We start from the raw sequence: 22,369 nt of genomic DNA, 5'->3' as shown, positions 1-22,369 counted from the left end.
TAGATGGACTCGGGGCTGATGATCGTGCAACCGTGCTGGCGCGCCAGCCGGCCGGCGATGATCTCGGGCGACCATCCCATCGCAAGGTAATCCCTGACCGTTATGGCCAGCGCCGGCTGGCGCGCCAGCTTGTGGCGGGCATCCCAGCGCCGGCGCCGCGCCGCCAGACCATCCGCCCGCTCGCCATCATAGCTCCCGCGCCAATGCCTGGTGGGGCTGCCATTGCGTCCCAACTCACGGCTGATGGTTGAGGCCGAACGCCCCAGCATCTGGCCGATCGCCTGCATCGAGAGCCCCTTGCGCCGCCCAATGTCGATCTCAACCCGCTCCCGCAGGCTCAACTGCTCATACAAAGTTCCCATCGCACCAACACCATAGCAGGTGTTGCACTTGTGGCGTGAGTCGAGGGAACCTCCGTTTCCCTCGCACCCATCGCCAACGACCCGGTGGAAAAAGCGCACAAAGTAAACACCGCCGTCGAAGGCGGGTGTTCACATCGAACGTCCGTCCGTGGAGCGCCAATCCACCGGTTCCTCGATCTGGATTGACACGCCTCAACAGATTTCCCAGTCAACACCCTCCCCCTCGCGGGGAGGGATCAAGGGTGGGGGGCGGTTAGCCACGATATCGTAGCTGCCGACCTCCCCCAACCGGACTGCTTGTTTCGATGATGTAACACCCACAACGTCATTCCCGCGAAAGCGGGAACCTCTGTTTCCCTCGCAACCATCGCCAACGGAGGTTCCCGCTTTCGCGGGAATGACCCGGTGGAAAAGGCCCACAAAGTAAACACCCCGCAGTGAGCCCCTGCCGGAGCGGTTGTGTTTGCGGAACGTCCTCCCTCGGGTCGAGCCCGAGGACAGCATGGTGGGCAGGGATAAGTCTGATCCATGCGGCCAAAGTAAACAGCCCCCCTCCCAGGGGAGGATCAAGCTGGGTTTAGCTGCCCCCGATCAACCCGCTGAAAAAATCCAAAATCCTCATTGGAAGCCGCTTAAAGAGCAGCTATGCATCGTTGCAATCGATTTCGCTCGGCATATCGCCGGTCGCCAACTAGCTGCGCTGTCGCCAAAGGACGCGCGAGGAGCCTTCAATGTCCATCACCAGTTCCTATTCTGCGCTCGATCTAGCGGGCTCCTTCCGGCTGACCTCGCCGACCGTCTCCGACATCGACCTGCCGATCACCCTGCCGGGCGACGTCCACCAGTCACTGCTCACCGCCGACCGCATTCCCGACCCGTACTTCGGCGAAAACGAAAAGACCGTCATGTGGGTCAACGAGACCGCCTGGTCGGTCGAGCGCAGCTTCAGCGCATCAGCCACGGACATTGACGGCTATCTCACCCTCACCCTGGCCGAAGTCGACTGCATCGCCAACATCCGGCTCAACGGCGAAGTCGTCGCAAAAACGGACAACAGCTTCGTTCGCAACGACATCGATGTAACCGGCAAGGTCCGGATCGGCGACAACACCCTCCGCATAGAGTTCGACATTGCCCCCGATGTCGCCAAGGCCCGTTCCGACGCCCACCCGTTCCCCATTCCCTTCACCAAGAACTACCAGACCAATGGCCTGAAGGGTATCCACATGAACTTCATCCGCAAGGCCGCGTGCCATGCGGGTTGGGACTGGGGCATCTGCCTCATGCCCATCGGCGTCTACGGCACCATGAGCCTGCGCAAGTCGCGCCTCGCCCGCCAGGAGAGCGTCCAGGTCGATCAGGCACACGGCAGCAACTCCGTCGAACTGCAGATCAAGACTCGCCTTTTCGCCTTCGCTCACGGTGAAGTGGAACTTGAACACACCATCGACGGGCAGACCATCACCGACAAGCTGGTGGTCCAGAAGGGCGAAAACGTCTTCACTCACAATGTCACCATCCACAATCCAAAGCTCTGGTGGCCATCGGGGCAGGGTGAGCAGCCGCTCTACCCACTCGTGACCAACCTCGATGGCGAAAAGACCACCCGCCAGATTGGCCTGCGCAAGCTCGAATGGATCGTGGAAAAGGACGAGATCGACCACTCTTTCAAGTGCCGCATCAACGGCCGTGACATCACCATGATGGGCGCCAACTGGATCCCCGCCGATGCCATCCCCTCGCGCATCACCCCGGCGGTCATCCGCGACCTGCTTGAAAGCGCCAAGGGCGCCAACATGAACATGCTCCGCATCTGGGGCGGCGGGCAGTACGAGGCCGATTATTTCTACGAACTCTGCGACGAGCTCGGCATTCTCATCTGGCACGATTTCATGTTCGCCTGCATGAGCTACCCGTCAGATCGGCCGTTCCTTGAAAGCGTTCGCACCGAAATCACCCAGCAGGTTCGCCGCCTCAGCCACCACGCCTGCATTGCCCTCTGGTGCGGCGACAACGAAGTCATCGGCTCCCTCAGCTGGTACCCGGAGACCAAGGCTGATCCCGGCCGCTACATTGCCAATTACGACCGCCTCAATTCAATGCTTGGCAACATCGTCGAGGACGAAGACCCGGTCCGCCGCTTCTGGCCGTCCTCGCCATCCCTGGGCTATCTTGACTTCTCCGACGGCTGGCACTCCGACACTCGTGGCGATCTGCATTATTGGGACGTCTGGCACTCCGCTAAGGCCTTCGAAGCCTACCGCACGGTCCATCCCCGCTTTGCTTCCGAATTCGGATTCCAGTCCTTCACTTCGATGAACGTCATCGAAACCTTTGCCGAGGAAAAGGACCGTAATCCGTCCTCGCCGGTCATGGAAATGCACCAGCGCAACGATGGCGGCAATGCGCGCATCCTTGAAACCATGACGCGCTATTTCCGCTTCCCACGCGACTTCGATCAGATGGTGTTTTTGAGCCAGATCCAGCAGGGCCTCGCGATGAAGACCGCCATCGAATACTGGCGCTCCACCAAGCCGCGCTGCATGGGCACGCTCTATTGGCAGATCAACGACATCTGGCCTGTCGCGTCATGGTCCAGCCTCGATTACGGCGGGCAGTGGAAGCTGCTCCAGTACATGGCCAAGCGCTTCTTCTTTGCCGTCAATGTCGTTGCCGTGCCGCAAAAGGCCGAAGTGCGCACCAATTCGCGCGGCCTCCCGGTACAAGGCGATCTGCCCGACACCATCGTGCTCAAGGGCATCAACGACACCGCCAACGAGATTTCGGTCAGCCTCGAAGTACGCGCGGTCAAGGTCGGCGGTGGTGACCGGGTGGTATTCTCCGGCAACTGTGCAATCGGCCCGGACGCTGCCATTCCGCTCACCGAAGTGCCGATGAATGAGATCGCCGAGGACGAATTCCTGTTCTTCTCCTGGCGCGACGCCAACGGCAATCTCCTGGGTGAAAACGACTTCTTCCCCAAGGCCTACAAGGCCTACGACATCGTCCCAGCAAATGTTTCCGCCAGCTGGTCGGATCGCGATGGCAAGCCCGTATTGACCCTGGAGTCCGACAAGCCAGCACTGTTCACCACCGCCACGGTCGATATCCCCGGCTACTTCTCGGACAACGCCGTGACCCTGCTACCCGGCCGCAAGACCGAACTGGTCTTCAACCCCCGCCACGGCCGCTCCGTCACCTCGGCGGAGCTCGCGACGTCCCTCAAGGTACGCAATCTCAGCGAGACGTTCTGAGTTACCCATTCACCGATCTGTTCCTCCCCCTGCGCAGGGGGAGGCTAGGTGGGGCACTCTCCCCAAGCTTCCATACAAGATTTTCCCCGCATTGGATTGACACGGCGCGTCCGATCTTCCAACGCTAGGACCGCGCCGCATCTTCCCTCCGCGGCCGTCCGGAATAGCTATGTCTCCTTCTATTGCGCCCGTAGAAGAGCGCCACAATTACGGCATTGGCATTTTGCTGCTGTCGCAACTCGTCCTGCTTTTTCTGGACACGTCGGCCAAGTGGATGTCCAACCAGGGCATACCGACGGGCGAGATCGTCTTCGTTCGCTACGCCGTTCACGTTGTGCTTATCCTGGTGTTCGTCTGGCCACTGCGCAAAGGCGCCTTGTTCCGCACTGCCAATTTGAAGCTGGAGGTCCTGCGCGGCGTCTGCCTGCTGCTGACCACGGCCGGCAATTTCATGGCCATGCGCTATCTGCCGCTAACCGTCACCGGCGCGCTGATATTCACCAGCCCGTTGATGGTCTGCGCACTCTCGGGCCCCATGCTCGGCGAAACCATTGGCTGGCGCCGCTGGCTCGCCATCCTCGCCGGCTTTATCGGCATCCTCATCATCGTGCGCCCTGGCACCGAAGCCTTCCAGCCGGCATCCCTGCTGGGCCTGGGCGCAGCATTTTTCGTCGCCCTGTTCTCGATCCTGACCCGCAAGCTGGCAGGCGTCGACACCGCCATGACCCAGCAATTCTATTCAGGCGCCGTAGCCCTCTTGCTCGTGACGCCCTTCGCCTTCACCGGCTGGGTCTGGCCGTCGGAGGGCATAACCTGGCTCGCCTTCTTCGGCGCAGGCGTCGTCGGCATGACAGGACACATCCTGATCTCGGTCGCCCACCGCTTCGCGCCGCCCTCGACCCTGGCGCCGTTCAACTATCTCACCCTGCTTTACCTCGCCATCATCAGCTGGCTGATCTTCAACGAGCCCCCCGATCTGTGGTTCTATCCCGGCGCCAGCATCATCATCGCCAGCGGCCTCTATATCTGGCTGCGCGAACGCAAGCTGAACAGGCCCACCACCTCCGTCGACGAAGGCATCGCCCGCTAGGAGACCCGCTCCCGCCAACCAGCGGCGTATTCTCCAAAGCCGGGCACCATCAGCGCCTCGACCGATCGCCCCTGCGGCGCGTTCGCCTGTTCGGGCCCAAACAACAGGGCCGCCCCCAGGCTGGTCCCCGTCGCGTCCCCAGACGCGCTGACCGGGACACCAATAAGCGCCGCCAAGGCTTCCGCGAATAGCTTATTCCGCGCCAATGGCCCTTCGATAACAACGCTCTTGCCCACCCCGCAGAGCTCCAGGCAAGCCTTCGTCATCAGCGCCAGATACAGCGACACCGCAGCAGTCCGTTCGCCCGGTGTCAGCGTCGCCGGATCATGCGTCCAGCGCCCGGTCGCTGCCGAAAACGGCCCCACACCCGGCACAAAACTCGGCAGCGCCTGAATGCCCAAGCCAATCATCTTTGCAACATCATCCGCACTTGGTTCCACCGCACCCGGCGCCAGCATGTCGAACTCACGCCCCCCCATGAACCGCGCCGTCGGCACCGGACGCCCAAACGCGTCAACATTGGCCAGACTGTCGCGCTCCGGGTCCAGCCCCGCCGTGCTCCCGCCCACCGTCATCGCAATCGCCCAGGTTCCCGTCGACAAAATCGTAAACGGCGCCTCGCGTCCCCCCAGATGCGGCACCAGCGACGCGTTGGAGTCATGGATACCGCACGTCACCGGCGTCCCCTCCGGCAATCCCGTCGCCTCGGCCACCTCCCGCGTAATCCCCCCCAGAACCGACGCTGCCGGCCGTATCGCCGGAAACAGCCCGCGCCATCCCCGGCTATCAACCAGGCTGGAAAACTCCCCCCTATCCGGCGCCCACAGATCGGTGTGACACCCCAGCGACGTCACCTCGCTCGCGCTCACCCCCGACAGCCGCCACGCCCAGTATTGCGGATAAGTCAGGATCCGGCTGACCCCGGCAAACTGCTCGGCAAACATCCGGCTCTGCCAGAAAATCTGCGCCCCAAGATTGAGCCCGTTCGGCAGCCGCGGCGACAGCGTTTCGCTGAACGCCGGCCGCACCGCCGCATAGCCTTCGCTGGCCTGCTCCGGCCCATCGAACTCATAGTCCAGCACCGGCAGCGCCAGCGCATCCCCCTTCGTCAGCGCCGCTGTCGCCCCGTGCGTCGTGATCGAAATCCCATCCACTCCATGCTCCGCCTGCAGCGCGGCAAGGCTATCGAGCACAAACCGCCAAAGCCGCTCCACATCGGCATGCGGATAAAGCCCCTCCCGCACCACCGTATTCGGCGTGCTTTTCGCCGCCAGTTGTCGAGACGTGGCGCTGTCGATCAGCACAATTTTGGCATTGGTCTTGCCAATGTCGATCACGGCAATCTGGCGGGGCAGGGGCATGGGAGGGCTCGCGCGTAAAGGTGCTCCCAGATAAAACAAACCCGCCCCCCGCGCCATCGCTAACATGTTAGCCCGCCGAAACTTGGCGCGCGGCCCCATGGGGTGTATAGGACCCGCTTGCCTCAACCCGGTTCGTTTCCTTGCTTCAGCAGCCACACATCCCGCTAGCGCAGGCGCGCAAATTCTCCGTCGCCCCGATGATGGACTGGACTGACCGCCGCTGTCGCTTCCTTCACCGCTTGCTGACGCGCCATTCGCTGCTGTTCACCGAGATGGTCACCTCGGCCGCCATCGTGCATGGCGACGTGGAACGCCATCTGCGCTTTGACCCCATCGAGCAGCCGGTGGCGCTGCAGTTGGGCGGCTCCGATCCGGTCGAGCTTGCGCAGGCAATTCGCCTCGCCGAACCATTCGGCTATGCTGAGATCAACCTCAATGTCGGTTGCCCGTCCGATCGCGTGCAGTCGGGCCGGTTCGGCGCGTGCCTCATGGCCGAGCCAACGCTGGTCGCCGATTGCGTTCGCGCTATGCGGGACGCCACCGATCGGCCCGTCACCGTCAAATGCCGCATCGGCATCGACGATCAGGATACCGAGCAAAGCCTAGACCGTTTTGCCGATGCCATGGTGCAGGCGGGCGTCGATGCGCTTTACGTCCATGCCCGCAAGGCATGGCTAAAGGGCCTTTCGCCCAAGGAAAACCGGACCATTCCGCCGCTCGACTACGATCGTGTGCACCGCCTGCACACCCGCCTGTCGCCCCTGCCGGTGATGATCAATGGTGGGCTCGAAACGCTCGAAGCAGCCGAAGCCGAAATGGCCCATATGGATGGCGTCATGCTCGGCCGCGCCGCCTATCACACGCCGATGCTGCTCGCCGAAGTCGACCGGCGCTTCTTCGGCAGCACCGATGAAGTCATCACGCTTGAGGCTGTCATGCGCGCCATGGCCGACTATGCCGAGCGCGAGCAAGGCGCCGAAGGCACCCGCATCAACAGCATCACCCGCCACATGCTGGGCCTCGCCAATGGCCTGCCCGGCGCGCGCCACTTCCGCCAGATCCTCAGCGTCGATGCCTGCAAGCCCGGCGCCGGTCCAGAGGTCATCTTGCGCGCGCTCGAAGCGGTGAACAGGCCGCGTCTGGCTGAAGCGGTCTAAAGCGCGTCGCACAGCAGCAGAGCTTGTCATGCAGAACTGGGTTGTTCAGCAGACCTCATGGTGAGCCTGTCGAACCACGAGGTCGTGGCACCAGGCCTCCACTCTCCCGACCTCGTCACCCCAGGCTAATCGAACGCGCCACGCTTCAGGAAGTGTTGAGATTCATGATTGAGCAGCGGTCAATCCGAACAACCACAGCGTCATTCCCGCGAAAGCGGGAACCTCCGTTTTCTTCTTTCGCACTCACCAACGGGGGGGGCCACTTTCGCGGGAATGACGCGGAGGAAAGTCGTCGCATAGGCGCAAATCTCAACAGGCCCTAGTCGGCCAGCTCCAGCGAATTCTGCGTCACGCTATAGCGCGACAGGGTTTCAAGGAACGTCATGCCGAGCAGGCTCGTTTCCAGCGCTTCCGCTTCGGTCACGAAAGCCACCACGCGCTCGCGCACAATGCCGCCCACCTCGATCTGCTCCAGCCGAACGCGCGCCGCCCGACCGGTGCCGTTCGCGGTAGAAACCGGGATGGTGAAATCGAGATTGGACGTGTCGATCCCGGCGGCCTCCGCATCGTCCAGCGTCAGCACCACGGCGCTGGCGCCTGTGTCGAAGATCATCGGCGTGGTATGGCCGTTGACCGTCGCATTGACTTCGAAGTGCCCACCCATGCCGCGCCGGAATGTCGCCGTGCCCTGGCTGGCGTCCACCAGCGCCACGCCCGGCCTGAATTCGCCGGCAACGCGTCCGGCGATCCCGACGATTTCGTCGCGATAGGCATAGGTCAGCCCGGCGATGGCAAAGATGCCCACCCAGAGCACCACGCTGCCAAGCAGTTCCGAGGCTTTTCTGCGCCGCGTAAAAAGCCCACCCGCAAACACCACCAGCAGCACCAGCAGCGGGACCAACTGCGCCGTCTGCTGCTGGGTCATCCCAACGAGACTGCCCGCATCCGCACTGATGAGCAGCGCCAGCCCAACTGCAACAAGAAGCGCAATGCCGATAAAGATCATGCCCTTGCGTCCTTTCGTGGCCCTACCCCATCCATAAAGGCATGGGCGGTGTCGTTTTCAAGGTCAGACAAAGGGCAATAACGCCGCAAGCACCGCAATTTCCACCAATGCTCCCAATGCGCCAATCAGGTCTCCCGTCTGTCCGCTGACCATTCGCTTACATAGCCAGGTCCATCCGGCAATCACCAGAACGGCTAGCACCAGCGCACAGGCCAGCCCCAGCAAACTCGCCGGCGGTCCCGCCAGGATAAACAACAGCAAGGTCGCAAACACCGCACCCACCGCGAACGCGCCGCGCCCCACCTGTCCGGCAGTGGCCGATGCGCCATTGCTGCGCGCTGGCGGCAGAGCAACTGCCAACCAGAGCGCGCCTGAGCGTCCAACAATGCTGGCCGCGAGCCAGACCGCGCCAGCGGCCAGCGGGTTGATCGCGGCCATCGCGCCAAGCGCGGTAATCCGCAGCACGATAAACAAAGCCAGCGCCGCCACCCCATAGGTGCCGTGCCGGCTGTCCTTCATGATCTCGAGCCGCCGCTCGACCGTTTGCCCGCCGAACAGGCCATCCATCGCATCGGCCAGCGCGTCATCCGCCATGGCGCCACTGGCAACCAGCATGGCGGCCACCGCCAGGGTCGCGGCGAAATACACCGGCAAGCCGATCAGCGCCGCGCCGATCAGCAGCAGCGCCGGACCAATCCCGATGGCGACGCTGGCCATGGGCAGGGCCATGGCAATGCGGCTGAGTTCCGGCTTCTGGTGCGACGACGATCCAGTGGGCAGGCGCGAAAAGAATCGCAGCGCCATGATGAAATCGTCCTTGAGGCCGAAGCCCTGCGCGGCAGCGCCCGGCTCGCTTGCCGCCACGTTTCCAGGCTCTATGGCATCATCGGCTTGCTGTTTTTCGCTCAATTGCTTTTGGCTCGGTTCTGCGTAACAAGGTCGCCAATCTCCTACCACAGCATTCCGGACGTGCCATGCCTTCGCTCAATCCCGCTTACGCCGACGTTCTCGAATTGCTGACCCTGGTGCCCGATGGCGACGAAGCGGCCGTCGCCGCCGTGCGCGAGCGCGACGCCCAGTTGACCAAGCCCGCCGGCTCGCTCGGCGCCATGGAAGGGCTCGTTGAATACCTCGCACGTTGGCAGGGCAGGGCACACCCACGGCTCGACAATCCCATGGTCACCATTTTCGCCGGCAATCACGGCGTGACCGATCAGGGCGTGTCGGCCTTCCCGCGCGAAGTCACGGCCCAGATGGTCGCCAATTTCACCAATGGCGGCGCGGCGATCTCCCAGATCTGTGCCCTGCACGAAATCAACCTGCGCGTGTTCGAACTGGCGCTGGAGCTACCCACCGGCGACATCACCCAGGAAGCCGCGCTCGACGACAAGATGTGCGCAGCCACCATCGCCTATGGCATGGAAGCCGTCGCCGGCAAGCCGGACCTGATCTGTCTGGGCGAAATGGGCATCGGCAACACCACCGTTGCCGCTGCCATCTACGCAGCCCTGTTCGGCGGCACGGGCGCCGACTGGGTCGGTCGTGGCACCGGCGTCGATGATGCGGGTCTTGCCCGCAAGGCCGACGCGGTCGATCGCGCACTGGCCCGCCATGCCGGCGAGCTCGATCACCCCCTGGCGATTCTTGCGCGCCTCGGCGGCCGCGAGATAGCGGCGATGCTCGGCGCCCTCCTTGCCGCGCGCCACCAGAAGGTGCCCGTCATTGTCGACGGCTTCGTTGCCACTTCCGCCGCCGCGATTGCCTATGCGGTCAACCCCGATGCCATCGCCCATTGTGTCTTCGCCCACCAGTCGGCGGAACACGGCCATGCACGGGCGCTCGAAGCCATGGAGCAAACGGGTTTGCTGCATCTCGGCATGCGTCTGGGCGAAGGCACCGGCGCCGCACTCGCGGCCGTGCTGGCGAAAACAGCGCTTCACCTGCACAACAACATGGCGACGTTCCAAAGCGCTGCGGTGAGCGGCCGGGAAGGCTAGCCGGCTTCGGAGTAAATCTCGAGGCGGCTCTTCTTTTCGACCACCGGAGCCAAAGCGTCCATGACGCGGGCGCGAGGAAAAGTCGCAATAACTTCGGTGCCGAACCGTAGCTTGCTGAACAGGTCGAACCGCCCCTGATGCAGTTCCATGATCTTCTGCACGATGGGTAGACCCAGGCCCGCGCCCTGTTCGGCGGTCTTTTGTGCCAGCGATCCCTGGCCGAACGAGGAGAGCACGGTCTCGATCTCCTCCTCCGGAATCCCCGGCCCGTTGTCCTTGACCGACACAAACTGCCCGCCGTCCCCGCTGCGGGTAACCACCAGCACCACCTTGCCATTCTGCGGCGTGAATTTGATGGCATTGCTCAGAAGGTTCAGCACCACCTGGCGGATTGCGCGTTCATCGCCCCAAAGCCGCGGCAGGTTGTTGCCCACATTGTAGACTAGCTCGATGCCCTTGCTCTTGGCCCGAAGCTCCATCATGCGGCGGCAGTCTTCGGCGATATCGACCAAGGAAACGACTTCTTCGTTGAGATCGTACTTGCCCGCTTCGATGCGGCTAAGGTCCAGCAGCTCGTTGATCAGGTTCAGCAAATGCTGCCCGCTGCTGTGAATGTCACCTGCATATTCCTTGTACTGTGGCACATGATGGGCCCCCAGCAGTTCGGACTGCAGCACTTCGGAAAAACCGATAATGGCATTCAACGGCGTCCGTAGCTCGTGGCTCATGGTCGCAAGGAACTGCGACTTGGCGATATTGGCCTGCTCGGCATGGCGGCGGGCTTCGTCCGACATCTGCCGGGCTTCCTCGAGCTCGTTGATGAGCGAATCCTTCTCCGCCTGGTGCGTGATCGTCTCGAGTTCGGACGCGTGCAATTGGCGGGCCAGATACACAAAGAAGATGACCCCGGACACGGAGACGGCGGCGAGCGTGTAGTTCAGCGTTCCGCCCAGCGCGATCAGGTTGCCTGAAACCGTGATCGCAACGGGCAGGGTGCTGGTCAGCGTCGCCGGAGGCAGTGTGTGCGTTGCAACGGCGTTTGCCGCCACCGCCACCAGCACCATGGCAAACATCACCGGCGTCAGCGTCTCGGGATTGGCCACCAGCGTGAACAGCGCCAGGGTGGACCATGACAGCCCGCAAATGGTCTCTCCGACCACGAAGCTAGTAGTCCATTGCGCGGCGTTGAACTTAGCCGGCTCGCTTCTCTTGAAGCGTTGGGCCACCAGCACGACGATCAGCAGACTCAGCAAAACCATGCCCGCCCACAAGGCGGTAAAGATCGGCGGCACCCAGAATGTCGCGACGATCGCCAGGATAATGACGAGACCGGCTATCGGCAGGGCCGAACGCAGCCGTGAGCTTGCATAATCATGCATCAGCTCGAAATCATAGGAGGCGCGGGTGCCTGAACTGGACGTAAGGCGCTGGCGCGCATCAAGCACGGTCTTTTGTGCTGCGCGCTTGCTGTCGCGTCCCATCTGTGAACGGACGTCGTCGGTGACAGCCGGTTGGGGCGACATGGGGACTCGTTTACTCGTTACTAGGTAATGCGAATGGTAAAAGCATTCGCTACGCTTACTGGCCAAACACTAGCGGTCTCATAGTTAATAGGCGGTGAAACCCTGCGACGGCGATTATATCAAAGGCGCCCATTTGCCGGTCGCGGCGGGGCTATCCTTGCCATCGTGATCCTGGCGGCCGCTGCGGCCATGGCTGCCTATCTGGAGCCTGCGCCCCTACCTGTCGGCGGAATGGCGCGGGTCAGCGATGGCGATAGTTTTCGGCTTGGCGACACCCGCATTCGCCTGCTCGGCATCGACGCACCCGAACTGCGCCAGACCTGCCAGGACCAACAGCAGCGCTCCTGGGCCTGCGGCGAGCGCGCACGCGATAGCCTCGCTTCCTTGCTCAAGCAGGGCGAAGTCGATTGCCGGCCTGAAGGCACCGATCAATACGGCCGCCTGCTCGCCTACTGCACCGTTGCGGGGCAGGATCTCGGCGCCGCCATGGTCAGCGATGGCATGGCCATTAGCAGCGACAATTATTGGCGCGAGGAGCAAACTGCCCGCAAAACCCAAGCAGGCATCTGGCAAGGCGGGTTCGAAACTCCGAAAAACTGGCGGCAGGATCGATGCAAACAGCCCTTTGCTTGGGGCCTGCCTCCCCACCTCGGCTTTTAGCTGTATCGGCCATTCGCGCAATAATATTGCGAAAGGGCGCTGGGTATGGCAGGTAGAACGTCAATTTACAGACGATTTCAGCTGATCTGGAAAATCTGATTTCACGGGGGCAGGCATGGCTTTGGACAAGATCGACCGCAAGATACTGACACTCCTGCAAAAAGACGCAACAATGCCCGTCGCCGAGATTGGCCGCAAAGTTGGCCTTTCCACCACCCCGTGCTGGCGCCGCATTCAGAAGATGGAAGAGGACGGCGTTATCCAGCGCCGCGTCGCTGTTCTGGACCCAGCCAAGGTCAATGTAGGTGTCACCGTATTTGTCTCGGTCAAGACTAACGAGCATAACGATGCATGGATGCGCAAGTTTGCGGGGGTAATCGACGAGTTTCCTGAAGTCGTCGAGTTCTACCGCATGAGTGGCGACGTCGATTATCTCATGCGCGTCGTGGTTCCAGATATTGGCGCCTATGACTCCTTTTATAAAAAGCTCATCAGCAAGATCAACCTGACCGATGTTAGTTCAGCGTTTGCCATGGGACAGATCAAATATACCACCGCGCTCCCGCTCGACTTCGCTATCGTCGTCGACGACGACAAATAGGTGGCGGTCATGCTGATTGATTTCGAACATATCGGCACCACCTCGCGAGACCTCGACAGGACAATCGAATTCTACTGCGATCTGCTTGGCTTCCGCCTCGTGCTGCGCAAGCCACAGGCGTCAGGCGAACTGGCTTTCCTAAACGCTGGCGGCGGCATGCTGGAGGTTTTTGCTCCGGCAACGGCCATCACGCCCGCTCGCGATGTCCCCCCGGGCGAAGCAGGCATGCGCCACCTGACCCTGGCCGTGACCAACGTGGATACCATGGTCAACCGGCTGGAAGCCGCCGGCGTCAAAGTCATCGAACGTCCGCGCAACGCCCACAACACCGAGCTCATCAAGCGGGTAGCCTTCGTGCGTGATCCCGATGGGATCATCGTAGAACTGATCGAACGAGCGGAAGGGCGCTAGAGCGCGACGCGTTTAGTGGGCCTCAGGTGAAGGGTGCCGGCAGACCTCATGGTGAGCCTGTCGAACCACGAGGTCGAGCGAGTGGAGGTTCCTGTGCCACGACCTCGTCCTTCGACAGGCTCAGGATGAGGTCTACTGAGTCAATCCTATTACGTGCGGCGCGCTTATAGTCCAGCGCACCTACACATTAGCCGCCAGTAACACTCATGTGTCTCGTCACAGCTGGCGTTGGTCGATTGCGATCCAGCACGAAATCATGCCCTTTGGGCTTGAGCAGCATGGCCTGATCCAGTGCTGCATCGAGCGCCTCGGCGCCTCCGTCGCGCAATGCGTCGCGTAGATTGACCTGATCGTCTTGCCCCAGGCACATGAACAACTGCCCGGTGGCGGTCAGCCGAACCCGATTGCAGCTTTCGCAGAAATTGTGGCTCATCGGGGTGATGAAACCCAGCACGCCGTCGGTTTCGGCCACGTGCACATAACGGGCTGGTCCGCCCGTGCGCTTGTCGAGCTTGGTCAAGCTGTAGCGCCGTGCTAGCCGATCATGCAGTTCGCGCAGGGGCAGATAACTGTCCACCCGGTCAATTCCGACGTCTCCGAGCGGCATGCCCTCGATCAGGGTCAGCCCCATCCCGCGGCCATGCGCCCAGGCCATCATGGGCTCGATCTCGTCTTCGTTTACCCCGGCCATGGCGACCATGTTGATCTTAATCGCAATCCCCGCCGCCTGTGCCGCGTCAATCCCGCTCATCACGTCTTCGATCCGGCCCCGGCGGGTGATGTCTCGGAAGCGCTGCGGATCGAGCGTGTCGAGCGACACATTGATGCGCCGCACGCCAGCCGCATGAAGCCCCTGTGCGTGCTTGGCCAATTGGCTGCCATTGGTGGTGAGAGTCAGTTCCTCAAGACCGCCGGCGCCAATGCGGGAGCCCAGGGTCTGCACCAGATCCATGATGTCCCTGCGCACCAGCGGCTCGCCGCCCGTCAGCCTAATCTTGCCCACGCCACGGCCAATAAACGACATGGCGATGGTTTCGATCTCCTCGAAACTGAGCACTTCCTTTTTGGGCAGGAAGGTCATGTTCTCGGCCATGCAATAGACGCACCGGAAATCGCAACGGTCCGTCACCGATATCCTGAGGTATGAGATATGCCGCCCGTACCGGTCAACGAGCGGGCGGGCAGGGGGCGCTTGCTTGGTCATTGTCTCAATCTATGCGCTTGCCCGCGCAATTCAAAGCAGTGTGCAAACAAAAAGGGCCGCCTCGATGGCGGCCCTTCGTGAAATATTTTCGTCTCGTCAGTGATTGACCACGATCGTCGCGCCGACCCGAACACGTTCATAAAGATCGGTCACGTCCTCATTGGTCAGGCGTATGCAGCCTGAAGACACTGCCTGGCCAATCGACCATGGCTCGGAGGTTCCGTGCACGCGATAAAGCGTCGAGCCGATATAGAGGGCGCGAGCGCCCAGCGGATTATCCGGTCCCCCTGGCATGTAGGCCGGCAGGTCCGGCACGCGCTTGCGCATCTGCGGCGGCGGCGTCCAGCCTGGCCATTCGGCCTTGCGCGTGATGCGGTGCTTACCCGACCAGGTGAAGCCGTCGCGGCCCACGCCGACGCCGTACTTCATGGCCTTGCCGCCTTCCAGCACCAGGTAGAGCCGGCGCTCGCCGGTTTCGATCACGATGGTGCCGGGTTTGTAGTTGGTCGCATAGTCCACCACCTCCTTGCGGACGGGGCTGCCCCTGCGGCTGCTGCTCGAGGCCGCCGAGGGCTCCTCCCAGGTATTGGTGGAGGCATTATAGACCCGCGCGGCCATGGTTGGCATCACGCTGGTCGCCGACAAGACTAACGATAGCGCGACCGCTACCACAGACTTTAGATTAAACATCTGACGACTTGGCCTTTGAAGTAGAACGGACTCGATATCGGAATATCGAAACAATCTCCGCTGCTTACGCTTAATGTCCCGAAGCGGAAAGTAGCCCGCGCCACCATTCCGCCGCACTCGCCTTATCTTCGCCGATATGTGTTGCCGGAAAGTTACAACACGCGTTCACCACGACGTGATCGCTCAGGCAGGAGTGCATTGACTCTGTCGGTCGCCCTCTGCAAGGAACAAGGGCATCAACAGTCGGGGCGAGCGTGAGCGAAGATCTGAAGCGGCAGGCGGCTGCCATGGCGTTGCGATGTGTGGAGCCCGGGATGCGCCTGGGCCTGGGCACTGGGTCAACTGCGCGACACTTCGTTGACCTGCTGGGCGAGAAGGTTGCGGCGGGGCTCGACTGCATCTGCGTACCGACGTCCGAAGTAACGGCGGACCAGGCGCGATCCCTTGGTATTTCCCTGTCCGATCTTGATCATCTGGATCGGCTCGATCTGACGATCGATGGCGCCGATGAAATCGACTCCAGGCTTAATCTCATTAAGGGTGGCGGCGGGGCGCTGCTACGCGAGAAGATCGTTGCGGCCGCTTCCGACGCAATGATCGTAATTGCCGATGCGTCCAAGCTCGTGCAGACCCTTGGGCGCTACCCCCTTCCGATCGAGGTAAACCGCTTTGGGCTTGGCGCGACGACCCGGGCCATATCCGAGATTACCAAAGCCCATGGTGCTGAGGGCGGCATTCGCCTGCGCGACGCATCTTCCGGCGTTCCCTTTGTCACGGATGGTGGACACCTCATTGTAGATGCTTTTTTTGGCCGCATTTCGCAGCCAGAAGCGCTGTCGCGCGACTTGTTGGACATTGCTGGTGTGGTCCAGCACGGGCTTTTTCTCAACATGTGCAAAACAGCTTATGTGGCAGCGCCCGATGGCGTAAGAACACTCTCAAGCGGCAAGACCTTTTGGGACAATAGGGGTAAAAACGATGACCGGTCTGATTTCGCGCGGTAAGGCGCTGTTGGCAGTAGCGCTGAGCGCTACCATTCTTGCGGTGTCCGCGCCTGCAATGGCTCAGGAAGTGCCGCCCGAGCAGTTGGAGCTTGCGCGCAAATATATCGACCTGACCGACCGTTCGGCCATCTACGAGACGACCCTGGTCGAGATCGCGATCGGCACCATGCGCCAGATCGTGCAGCAGAATCCCGAAATTTCCGAACAGACCAACACTGCGATCAGCAAGATCCTGGAAGAGTACAAGGGCCGCAAGGGTGAGCTCCTCGACCAGTTCGCCCGCGTTTATGCAGTTCGCTTCACCATCCCCGAGCTGCAGGAAATCGTGGCATTCTATGAATCTCCCACCGGCAAGAAGCTCGCGGCAGCCAACGCTGAGGTGAACATCGATCTGCAGCGCGTCATGCAGGTTTTCACCAACAATGTTCGCCCGGAATTCTTCGCCAAGGTGCGCGCCGAGCTGCGTGAGCAGGGCATCGAGCTTTAGTAGCCAGCATCGCAGAATCGAGGACCCCGCCCGGCGCGGGGTCTTTTTTTGCCTATGACATCCGACTATATCTATCGGTAAACACCGATATAAGCTGAACACGCAGGAGCCACAATGTCCCACGACTATGATCTGATCGTTATTGGTGGCGGCTCCGGCGGGGTTCGCGCCGCACGGATGGCGGCCACCTATGGCGCCAAAGTCGTTGTGGTCGAGGAGTTCCGTGTCGGTGGCACCTGCGTTATCCGCGGCTGCGTGCCCAAGAAGCTTTATGTCTATGCTTCAAGGTTCAAGGATCAGTTCGAAACTGCATCCAGCTTTGGCTGGCAGGTCGATGCCAGTTTTGATTGGCCCACATTGGTGGCCGCCAAGGAAAAGGAAATTACGCGGCTCGAGCACGCCTATACTTCCAATCTGGCCAAGCCCGGGGTGGAGATTATCAAGGATCGCGCGGTCGTCACCGGACCCAATAGCGTGCGCATTGTCGGCCAGAACCGCGAGTTGAGCGGCAAATACATTCTGGTTGCCACGGGCGGCCACCCTTTCGTACCGGACATTCCGGGCGCCGAGCTTGCGATCACGTCCAGCGAGGCATTTGATCTGCCCCAACTGCCGCATTCGATCCTGATCGAGGGCGGCGGGTATATCGCCGTGGAATTTGCCACCATCTTTGCCGGGCTTGGGGTGAACACCACTATTGTCTATCGGGGCGATCGCGTGTTGCGCGGGTTCGACGAAGACATGCGCACCGGCCTCGAAGCCGGGCTGATTGAGCGCGGCATCAAGCTCATCTACCAAACTACGATCACGTCGCTTGCCTCGTCGGGTAATGACGTTTCCGCCAGCTTCAGCAATGGTACCACCGCTCCCTATGGTGCCGTGATGTTCGCCACGGGACGCACCGCCAATACAATGGGCCTTGGACTTGAGGCTGCCGGAGTCAAACTCACCGTTAACGGCGCCATTATGGTTGATGCGCATTCGCAATCATCGGTGCCCTCCATCTATGCGGTGGGCGACGTAACCGGCCGGGTTGCTCTGACTCCAGTCGCCATTCGCGAAGGCTGGTACTTCGCCGAGACGCTGTTCAACGACAATCCGATGGCCGTGGATTACGGCCTGATCCCTACGGCGGTGTTCTCCGAGCCGGAGCTGGGCGTCATCGGCCTCAGCGAGAGCGAAGCGGCCATGAAGTGCGATGTCGATGTATATCTGGCCCGCTTCCGGCCAATGATAAACACGCTCTCGCACAAGACCGAGCGCATGGTTCTAAAGCTCATCACGGAGAAAGAGGGCGGTATGGTCCTGGGCTGCCATATCCTGGGACCGGGCGCAGCCGAGATGATCCAACTGGTCGCTATTCCCATGGGAATGAATGCGACCAAAGCCGACTTCGACCGGGCTATGGCGCTCCATCCTTCCGCCGCTGAAGAGCTCGTGACCTTCAAGGCGCCGAGCTATAGCTATCGCGATGGTGTAAAGATCGGCGCCTGAGCCGGCTTAACGTGGTCCGATTGCACTTGGCAGGCCCGCCAAGCCTTGGTATTCCGCCATTCACGCTGTTTGCGACCCGCAAGGAACTGCTGCAATGACCACCTGGACCCCCGATAGCTGGCGCGCGAAGCCGATCTCACAGGTGCCGGCCTATCCTGACCAGGCGGCGCTGGCAGAGGCCGAGCGGCAGTTGGCCACGTTCCCGCCGCTGGTTTTTGCCGGGGAGGCGCGCGACCTCAAGGCGCGTCTGGCGGCCGTTGCGCGCGGTGAAGCCTTCCTGCTTCAGGGCGGCGATTGCGCCGAAAGCTTCGCCGAACATGGCGCGGACCATATCCGCGACTTCTTCCGCGTCTTCCTGCAGATGGCGGTGGTGCTCACCCATGGCGCGAGCAAGCCCGTGGTCAAGGTCGGCCGCGTTGCCGGCCAGTTCGCCAAGCCCCGCTCGGCCGACACAGAAACCATCGATGGCGTCGAACTCCCGAGCTATCGCGGCGACATTATCAACGCCATCGACTTCAACGAAAAGGCGCGCGTTCCCGATCCTGATCGCATGCTGCAAGCCTACCGTCAGTCAGCTGCAACGCTCAACTTGCTCCGTGCATTTTCGATGGGCGGATATGCCGAGCTGACCCGCATTCATGAGTGGACGGTCGGCTTCATGAAGGGGTCCAACTGGTACCCGCGCTATGAGGAAGTCGCCCGCAAGATCGACGACGCCATCACCTTCATGGGCGCGCTGGGATTGAACCCCGACAACACGCCCGCCCTGCGCCAGACCAGCTTCTACACCAGCCACGAAGCGCTTCTGCTGGGCTATGAGGAGGCGCTGACCCGTCGCGACTCCATCACCAATGACTGGTACGCGACCTCCGGCCACATGCTCTGGATCGGCGATCGCACCCGCCAGCCCGATGCTGCCCATGTCGAATACTTCGCGGGCATCAAGAACCCCATCGGTATCAAATGCGGCCCGACACTCTCCAGCGACGATCTGCTGCGCCTGCTCGATCGCTTGAATCCAACCGATGAGGCCGGACGCATCACGTTGATCGCCCGCTTCGGTTCCGACAAGATCAACGACCATCTTCCGCGCCTGATCGAAACCGTCCAGAAGGCAGGCCGCACCGTCGTCTGGTGCTCCGATCCGATGCACGGCAACACCATCAAGGCATCGACCGGCTTCAAGACGCGACCGTTCGAGCGCGTTCTCTCCGAAGTGCGCTCGTTCTTCGAGGTTCACCGCGAGATGGGCACCTATGCCGGCGGCGTCCACATCGAAATGACGGGCGACGATGTGACCGAATGCGTGGGCGGCGTGTCTGCGGTTACCGAAGCCTCGCTCTCGGACCGCTATCACACCTATTGCGACCCGCGCCTCAATGCGAGCCAGGCGCTGGAACTCGCTTTCCTGGTGGCCGAGGAAGTTCACGCGCAGAAGCCGCCGCGCAGGCAGCTGGCTGCGGGGGAATAATCAGCCCCAGGCAACTGCCAGGGGCAGCGACGCGTTTCGTCGATCTCATCGCATAGTCAGGCGCGGCGGAAAAGCTGTGCGCCGTCTCTTGAAAGCCGCGAATGCCCAAGTCTTTGTTCCCCGCGGCAAGTCCCGAGACACGAGCGCAACTCGAGCAGGATCCAACGCTCAAGCTCATCAACGATTATGATTGGGCGGCGAACCCGCTCGGCCCGATTCCTGAATGGCCACAAAGCCTGCGTGGCGCCGTGCGAGTGATGATTGCTTCGACCACCCCGATGGTCATGCTGATCGGGCCGGCCGGCATCCTCATCTACAACAACGCCTACGCGGAATTCGCCGGTAGTCGTCATCCGGAAATCTTTGGCCTTCCGGCAACCGAGGCGTGGCCCGAGATCGCCGATTTCAATCGCCACAAGATTGCCATGGGCCTACGCGGGGAATCGCTGATCCTGCGCGATCAGGAACTGGTTCTCAACCGCCATGGTCGGCCGGAATCCGGCTGGATGGACCTTCACTACAGCCCCTTGCTTGGCGAGGATGGCGGGCCGGTTGGGTCGCTCTGCATCGTACACGAAACAACCGAACGGGTACTGGCGGAAAAGGCGCTGGCCCGCAGCGAGGAGCGTCTGTCGCTCGCGCTCAATGGTTCGAGTCTCGTCGGAACCTGGGACTGGGATGTCATCAATGACGTGGTTACGTCCGACGACAAGTTCGCGGAAATGTACAATCTCGATCCGCTCCATACTGGCATCGGCGTGCCTATCAGCGAGTTCTTGCGCGCCGTGCATCCCGATGACACAACGCGCCTTGGTGACGAGATCTGTGCTTCCTTGCGTGACGGCGCGCCGCTAAAATCCGAATACCGCCTGGTGGGGTCGGATGGGGAAGTCCGTTGGGTTGTGGCGTCGGGCCGCCCGCGCATGGACGCCGAGGGCCGCGCCACGCGTCTACCGGGCGTTGTGGTTGACGTGACCGCGGAGCGCCGCATTTCGGCGGCGTTGGCAGAAAGCGAACTGCGCTTCCGCACCCTGGCCGACACCATGCCCCAGATGGTCTGGTCCACGCTGCCGAATGGGTATCACGACTACTATAATGCCCGCTGGTACGAGTTCACTGGTGTCCCGGTCGGCACGACGGACGGCGAAGGTTGGAACGACATGTTCCACCCCGAGGACCGTGAGCGCGCCAGGACTGTGTGGAAACACTCCCTGGAAACGGGCGAACCCTACGAGATCGAATATCGTCTGAAACACCACACGGGCACCTATCGGTGGACCTTGGGGCTGGCGCTGCCCATCCGCGACACCGAAGGAAACATCGTGCGCTGGTTTGGCACCTGTACCGATATCCATCAGACCAAAATCGCCGGCGAAGAACGCGAACTGGTGGCACAGGAACTTAGCCATCGCATCAAGAACATCTTTGCGGTGCTCAACGGCATCATCAGCCTCTCGGCCCGCAGCCGCCCCGAGGTTAAACCATACGCCGATGACTTGCGGCAGCGCATCTTCGCCCTAGGTGAAGCACACGACTACATTCGACCCCATAGCCAGGGTGCCGGCGCAAGCCAGGGCTCCCTCAAGGTGCTCGTCGAACGGCTGATGCAGCCCTATCGGTCTCAAGACAGTGAGCGCATTGAGATCCTGGGCGAGGATGTCATCATCGATGATGCAGCGGCAACGCCGCTGGCGCTCTTGTTGCACGAGTTGGCAACCAACGCCGCCAAATACGGTGCGTTGTCCTCGCAAGAGGGCAGGGTGGTTTTGACGGGCTCGCAGGGCGATGATCGCTACCATCTCTCCTGGAAGGAGATCGGTGGCCCGCCGCCGTCGGGGGCTGTCGCGAATAGCGGCTTCGGTTCGCGGATGATGGAACTCAGCGTGAAAGGCCAACTGGGCGGATCGCTTGAGCGGCTCTGGGAGCCCAACGGATTACGAATCGAGATCGAAATCCCGATCTCGTCCCTGCAGCGTTCGTCTCGCCTGGGCAGCTAGCGCCGGCTTTTAGACGGCACTGGCAAAAAGCTGCAGTCGCTTGGGTGGGGTGGCGTCGGTTTGACCTCGTCGCGCCACCGCGAACAGCACTGCCGCTCGCAACTCGCTGTCCGTCACGGGTTTGGGCAGCACACCAATCGTTCCCGGCACGCCGTCGCCGAGTTGGGATGGGTTGGCGGTCATGAACAATACGGTGACACCGTGCCTCTGAGCCAGCGCTCGCCCGATCGCTACGCCAGTCGGGCCGTCCTTCAGGTTAAGGTCAACGAGTGCAACATCGGTCTGGTCAGCAAGCGCCATCGCGGTTTTTTGGTCAGCAGCAATGCCTGCAGTTTCCAACCCCATTTCGTCGATCACGTGCTCAATTTCCGTCGCTACGAAAATCTCATCCTCTACAACCAGAACTCTACAGGTCATTCAACAACTCTTAGCCAATCTGCCTTCTGGCATTCCGGCAACTACAAATATCTCGTTGCCGGCTGTCGCACATGTTCTCACTGCTTACGCGCAGTGTGTGCCCCAGCTGTTACTAAAGCCACAATCTGTTGCTTGGTAGCCAGCTTAGCGGAACATTAACCCTAATGAGAGATCAATAAGCCG

The 22,369-nt window shown here is 61.5% G+C and carries 20 protein-coding genes; 12 read left to right on the top strand and 8 right to left on the bottom strand.

Features of this window, described 5'->3' with window-relative positions; translation table 11 throughout:
• Positions 1-362: helix-turn-helix domain-containing protein (locus C8264_RS07290; RefSeq protein ID WP_162783498.1), on the bottom strand; the 362-nt coding region annotated here is incomplete at its 3' end.
• Between the two features lie 731 nt (positions 363-1,093).
• On the opposite strand from C8264_RS07290, the gene C8264_RS07285 reads away from it, so the two are divergent.
• Positions 1,094-3,616 carry a beta-mannosidase gene (locus C8264_RS07285; RefSeq protein ID WP_108460296.1) on the top strand — a complete coding sequence of 841 codons (2,523 nt, stop codon included), beginning with the start codon at positions 1,094-1,096 and terminating at the stop codon, positions 3,614-3,616.
• 169 nt (positions 3,617-3,785) lie between these two features.
• The gene (locus tag C8264_RS07280) at positions 3,786-4,706 is read left to right on the top strand and encodes a DMT family transporter (RefSeq protein WP_108460295.1); all 921 of its coding nucleotides are present in this window, start codon (positions 3,786-3,788) and stop codon (positions 4,704-4,706) included.
• Here C8264_RS07280 and C8264_RS07275 read toward each other — a convergent pair.
• The gene (locus C8264_RS07275) at positions 4,703-6,067 is read right to left on the bottom strand and encodes an FGGY-family carbohydrate kinase (RefSeq protein WP_108460294.1); all 1,365 of its coding nucleotides are present in this window, start codon (positions 6,065-6,067) and stop codon (positions 4,703-4,705) included. The two genes, C8264_RS07280 and C8264_RS07275, sit on opposite strands and share 4 nt — an antisense overlap.
• A gap of 140 nt (positions 6,068-6,207) precedes the next feature.
• Here C8264_RS07275 and dusA point away from each other — a divergent pair, with 140 nt between their 5' ends.
• Positions 6,208-7,224 (top strand): tRNA dihydrouridine(20/20a) synthase DusA, encoded by a 1,017-nt coding sequence (gene dusA, locus C8264_RS07270; RefSeq protein WP_281261435.1) that lies wholly within the window; start codon positions 6,208-6,210, stop codon positions 7,222-7,224.
• Between the two features lie 319 nt (positions 7,225-7,543).
• On the opposite strand, the gene C8264_RS07265 is transcribed toward dusA, so the two are convergent.
• Together C8264_RS07265 and C8264_RS07260 are read right to left on the bottom strand one after the other, a co-directional pair.
• A complete protein-coding gene (locus C8264_RS07265) occupies positions 7,544-8,230 on the bottom strand; it encodes a retropepsin-like aspartic protease family protein (RefSeq protein WP_108460292.1) in 687 nt (228 codons plus the stop codon).
• Between the two features lie 63 nt (positions 8,231-8,293).
• Positions 8,294-9,139 carry an adenosylcobinamide-GDP ribazoletransferase gene (locus C8264_RS07260; protein WP_108460291.1) on the bottom strand — a complete coding sequence of 282 codons (846 nt, stop codon included), beginning with the start codon at positions 9,137-9,139 and terminating at the stop codon, positions 8,294-8,296.
• A gap of 65 nt (positions 9,140-9,204) precedes the next feature.
• Here C8264_RS07260 and cobT point away from each other — a divergent pair, with 65 nt between their 5' ends.
• Entirely contained in the window at positions 9,205-10,227 is a 1,023-nt protein-coding gene (cobT, locus tag C8264_RS07255; protein ID WP_108460290.1) for a nicotinate-nucleotide--dimethylbenzimidazole phosphoribosyltransferase, read from the top strand.
• On the opposite strand, the gene C8264_RS07250 is transcribed toward cobT, so the two are convergent.
• A complete protein-coding gene (locus C8264_RS07250; RefSeq protein WP_108460289.1) occupies positions 10,224-11,750 on the bottom strand; it encodes a sensor histidine kinase in 1,527 nt (508 codons plus the stop codon). The genes cobT and C8264_RS07250 overlap by 4 nt on opposite strands.
• 165 nt (positions 11,751-11,915) lie before the next feature.
• On the opposite strand from C8264_RS07250, the gene C8264_RS07245 reads away from it, so the two are divergent.
• From C8264_RS07245 to C8264_RS07235, 3 genes are all read left to right on the top strand, one after another.
• Positions 11,916-12,410 (top strand): thermonuclease family protein, encoded by a 495-nt coding sequence (locus C8264_RS07245; RefSeq protein ID WP_245892973.1) that lies wholly within the window; start codon positions 11,916-11,918, stop codon positions 12,408-12,410.
• A gap of 121 nt (positions 12,411-12,531) precedes the next feature.
• Complete coding sequence (locus tag C8264_RS07240; RefSeq protein WP_108460326.1) at positions 12,532-13,011, top strand: Lrp/AsnC family transcriptional regulator; 480 nt, start codon at positions 12,532-12,534, stop codon at positions 13,009-13,011.
• 9 nt (positions 13,012-13,020) lie between these two features.
• On the top strand, positions 13,021-13,422 hold the full coding sequence (locus C8264_RS07235) for a VOC family protein (protein WP_108460288.1): 402 nt from the start codon (positions 13,021-13,023) through the stop codon (positions 13,420-13,422).
• Positions 13,423-13,609: 187 nt separating this feature from the next.
• Here the strand turns inward: C8264_RS07235 and moaA are convergent, their stop codons facing one another.
• Positions 13,610-14,626: a GTP 3',8-cyclase MoaA gene (moaA, locus tag C8264_RS07230; RefSeq protein WP_108460287.1), complete on the bottom strand. Its 1,017-nt coding sequence runs from the start codon at positions 14,624-14,626 to the stop codon at positions 13,610-13,612.
• Between the two features lie 96 nt (positions 14,627-14,722).
• Entirely contained in the window at positions 14,723-15,253 is a 531-nt protein-coding gene (locus C8264_RS07225) for a L,D-transpeptidase (protein ID WP_211197771.1), read from the bottom strand.
• A 317-nt stretch (positions 15,254-15,570) separates the two neighbouring features.
• Between C8264_RS07225 and rpiA the strand changes: the two genes are divergently transcribed.
• The 5 genes from rpiA (at position 15,571) to C8264_RS07200 (ending at position 21,769) form a co-directional block, all read left to right on the top strand.
• Positions 15,571-16,320, top strand: coding sequence for a ribose-5-phosphate isomerase RpiA (gene rpiA / locus C8264_RS07220; protein ID WP_281261434.1), 750 nt, complete (start codon positions 15,571-15,573; stop codon positions 16,318-16,320).
• Positions 16,295-16,807, top strand: a complete 513-nt coding sequence (locus C8264_RS07215; protein ID WP_108460285.1) for a DUF2059 domain-containing protein — start codon at positions 16,295-16,297, stop codon at positions 16,805-16,807. Before rpiA ends, C8264_RS07215 begins: the two co-directional genes overlap by 26 nt.
• Before the next feature lie 114 nt (positions 16,808-16,921).
• Positions 16,922-18,301: a glutathione-disulfide reductase gene (gorA, locus tag C8264_RS07210; RefSeq protein ID WP_108460284.1), complete on the top strand. Its 1,380-nt coding sequence runs from the start codon at positions 16,922-16,924 to the stop codon at positions 18,299-18,301.
• 94 nt (positions 18,302-18,395) lie between these two features.
• Complete coding sequence (locus tag C8264_RS07205; RefSeq protein WP_108460283.1) at positions 18,396-19,772, top strand: class II 3-deoxy-7-phosphoheptulonate synthase; 1,377 nt, start codon at positions 18,396-18,398, stop codon at positions 19,770-19,772.
• 101 nt (positions 19,773-19,873) lie between these two features.
• Positions 19,874-21,769: a PAS domain-containing protein gene (locus tag C8264_RS07200; protein WP_205245635.1), complete on the top strand. Its 1,896-nt coding sequence runs from the start codon at positions 19,874-19,876 to the stop codon at positions 21,767-21,769.
• Positions 21,770-21,778: 9 nt separating this feature from the next.
• On the opposite strand, the gene C8264_RS07195 is transcribed toward C8264_RS07200, so the two are convergent.
• The gene (locus C8264_RS07195) at positions 21,779-22,186 is read right to left on the bottom strand and encodes a response regulator (protein WP_108460282.1); all 408 of its coding nucleotides are present in this window, start codon (positions 22,184-22,186) and stop codon (positions 21,779-21,781) included.
• Positions 22,187-22,369: the final 183 nt, after the last annotated feature.

It is taken from the genome of Devosia naphthalenivorans (assembly GCF_003056355.1).
GTDB lineage: Bacteria > Pseudomonadota > Alphaproteobacteria > Rhizobiales > Devosiaceae > Devosia > Devosia naphthalenivorans.
Note: the sequence above shows the minus strand (reverse complement) of the source record. Positions and strands in the feature narration are given on the sequence as shown.

Bases quoted from the DNA above. Each gene is read 5' to 3' on its own strand.
- C8264_RS07285 (WP_108460296.1), top strand. From the start codon at position 1,094: ATGTCCATCACCAGTTCCTATTCTGCGCTCGATCTAGCGGGCTCCTTC.
- C8264_RS07280 (WP_108460295.1), top strand. From the start codon at position 3,786: ATGTCTCCTTCTATTGCGCCCGTAGAAGAGCGCCACAATTACGGCATT.
- C8264_RS07275 (WP_108460294.1), bottom strand. From the start codon at position 6,067: ATGCCCCTGCCCCGCCAGATTGCCGTGATCGACATTGGCAAGACCAAT.
- C8264_RS07265 (WP_108460292.1), bottom strand. From the start codon at position 8,230: ATGATCTTTATCGGCATTGCGCTTCTTGTTGCAGTTGGGCTGGCGCTG.
- cobT (WP_108460290.1), top strand. From the start codon at position 9,205: ATGCCTTCGCTCAATCCCGCTTACGCCGACGTTCTCGAATTGCTGACC.
- C8264_RS07250 (WP_108460289.1), bottom strand. From the start codon at position 11,750: ATGTCGCCCCAACCGGCTGTCACCGACGACGTCCGTTCACAGATGGGA.
- C8264_RS07235 (WP_108460288.1), top strand. From the start codon at position 13,021: ATGCTGATTGATTTCGAACATATCGGCACCACCTCGCGAGACCTCGAC.
- moaA (WP_108460287.1), bottom strand. From the start codon at position 14,626: ATGACCAAGCAAGCGCCCCCTGCCCGCCCGCTCGTTGACCGGTACGGG.
- C8264_RS07225 (WP_211197771.1), bottom strand. From the start codon at position 15,253: ATGCCAACCATGGCCGCGCGGGTCTATAATGCCTCCACCAATACCTGG.
- C8264_RS07215 (WP_108460285.1), top strand. From the start codon at position 16,295: ATGACCGGTCTGATTTCGCGCGGTAAGGCGCTGTTGGCAGTAGCGCTG.
- gorA (WP_108460284.1), top strand. From the start codon at position 16,922: ATGTCCCACGACTATGATCTGATCGTTATTGGTGGCGGCTCCGGCGGG.
- C8264_RS07205 (WP_108460283.1), top strand. From the start codon at position 18,396: ATGACCACCTGGACCCCCGATAGCTGGCGCGCGAAGCCGATCTCACAG.
- C8264_RS07200 (WP_205245635.1), top strand. From the start codon at position 19,874: ATGCCCAAGTCTTTGTTCCCCGCGGCAAGTCCCGAGACACGAGCGCAA.
- C8264_RS07195 (WP_108460282.1), bottom strand. From the start codon at position 22,186: ATGACCTGTAGAGTTCTGGTTGTAGAGGATGAGATTTTCGTAGCGACG.